The 1,856-nt window shown below is 76.1% G+C and carries 2 protein-coding genes; one reads left to right on the top strand and one right to left on the bottom strand.

Going from position 1 to position 1,856, the window contains the following annotated elements; genetic code table 11:
- Positions 1-40: 40 nt before the first annotated feature.
- A complete protein-coding gene (locus ACSNOK_RS32805) occupies positions 41-1,363 on the top strand; it encodes an MFS transporter (RefSeq protein WP_436784439.1) in 1,323 nt (440 codons plus the stop codon).
- A 94-nt stretch (positions 1,364-1,457) separates the two neighbouring features.
- Here the strand turns inward: ACSNOK_RS32805 and ACSNOK_RS32810 are convergent, their stop codons facing one another.
- On the bottom strand, positions 1,458-1,685 hold the full coding sequence (locus ACSNOK_RS32810) for a DUF6480 family protein (protein WP_436784438.1): 228 nt from the start codon (positions 1,683-1,685) through the stop codon (positions 1,458-1,460).
- Positions 1,686-1,856: the final 171 nt, after the last annotated feature.

The raw sequence follows: 1,856 nt of genomic DNA on the forward strand, positions 1-1,856 counted from the left end.
CGCCCAGCCCGCCGCCCTCACGACCGATCCCGCCGCCCGCGTGCGCCCGGTCCGCGCCCTGCTCACCCGCCGTCCGGCCGGTGCCCAGGGCGACCGGTCGCCCTGGCGCTGCCTGCGGAGCCGCAGCATGCGCTGGTGGTCGGCCGCCAACCTGGTGTCGAACCTCGGCACCTGGATGCAGCTGACCGTGCAGAACCTGCTCGTCCTCCAGCTGACCGGCTCCGCCGCCGCGACCGGCCTCTCGCTGTCCGTCCAGGCCGCGCCCGGCCTGCTCTTCGGCCTGCTCGGCGGTGCCGTCGTGGACCGGCTGCCGCGCAAGGTCACCGCCGCCGTCAGCCAGGCGCTGCTGGCCGCCGTGGCCTTCACCACCGCGGTCCTGGTGGGCTTCGGCATGCTGACCGTGCCTGTCCTGATGATCCTCGCCGCCGTCACCGGCCTGATCGCCACCGTCGACGGCCCGGCGACCTCCCTGCTCGGCAACGACCTCGTCCCCGAGAAGGACGTGCCCTCGGCCATCGCCCTGGGCTCCGTCGTGCACAGCGTCGGCCGGCTGGCCGGCACCGCCCTCGCCGCCGTCGGCATCGCCACCATCGGCACCGCCGGCGCCTACGCCCTCAACGGCGCGTCGTTCCTGTTCGTGACCGCGGTCATCCCCTTCCTCCGGCTGCACCCGGACGCCCGCGCGGCGGCCGAGGCGGCGCCCGCCGAGGCGGCGTCGGACAGCCGTGGCGGCCTGGCCTTCTTCCTCAGCCGCCGCACCCTTGTCGCCCTCGCCGTGATCGCCGCCGTCAGCGCCGTCCTCGGCCGCAACTACCAGCTCACCCTCGCCACCCTCGTCACCGGGCCGCTGCACGGCGGCGCCGGCGCCTACGGGCTGGTGTCCGCGCTGCTCGCCGTCGGCGGCATCGTGGGCGCCGTCGTGGCCGGCCGGCTGCGCAAGCCCACCGTGCGACTCGTCGCGCTGCTCGCCGCGGCGGGCGCGGTGCTCCAGATCGCGGCCGGGCTGAGCCCGATGCTGATGATGCTGCTGGTGATGGTGGTGCCGATGGCCATCGTCGAGTCCGTCTCGGACACGGCCACCACGACCGTCCTCCAGACCGACCCGCCGCCGCACATGCGCGGCCGCGTCCTCGGCGTCTGGCGCAGCGTGAGCACCGCCTGGGGCCTCGCCGGGCCGCCGCTGCTGGGCCTCCTCGTCCAGGGCGCGGGCGAGCGCGGGGCGCTCGTCGTCGGCGGTGTGGTCATCACGGCCGTCATCGGCGCGGGCATGCTCTTCCGCCGCCGGCGGGGCGCGCCGGCCGGCCGGCCGGTGGCGGCGCCGGTGCCGCCGGCGGCCGAGCCCGTCTTCCAGACGGCGGCCTGAGGCGGGGCGGGTCCGGACGTCTATGCGGTTGGGGCCGGGCGTCGGCGCCCGGCCGGTCCGTGACCGGTACGGGGTTTCCGCGCCCGGCCACGCGTCACACCAGGGCGGCCCAGATGATCACCGTCACGACGAAGACCAGGACGAGGGCGCCGATGGCGAAGAGCGGCCCCTTCGCCCAGCCGCGCGTCGGGTTGTAGGTCTCGCGCGGGCCCGCGCCGCTCGTGCTGTCCTCACCCGGGGGCGTCTCGCCCGGCGGTACGCCGCCGCCGGGCTCCAGACCGGGCGTGCGGGCCGGGTCGGGATCGGGGTTGCTGGCGGTCATCGCGGTTCGCCTTCCTGTCGGGTGCGTCCCCCGTGGTCGTGTCGTGCGGTGGCTGTGTGGCTGTCGCCTTCGTCTTCAGGGTGCCGCCTGGCGGTTGCGGAGGCCACGCGGTGGTGTGCCCCGGTCCCGCCCTTTCACCGTTTCCGGAGGGGGCCCTGTCTCTTATACACA

Origin of the sequence: Streptomyces sp. URMC 126, assembly GCF_051386555.1 — a bacterium.
Classification (GTDB): Bacteria; Actinomycetota; Actinomycetes; order Streptomycetales; family Streptomycetaceae; genus Streptomyces.

Coding starts and splice junctions, on each gene's coding strand:
- ACSNOK_RS32810 (WP_436784438.1), bottom strand. CDS start 1,685: ATGACCGCCAGCAACCCCGATCCCGACCCGGCCCGCACGCCCGGTCTG.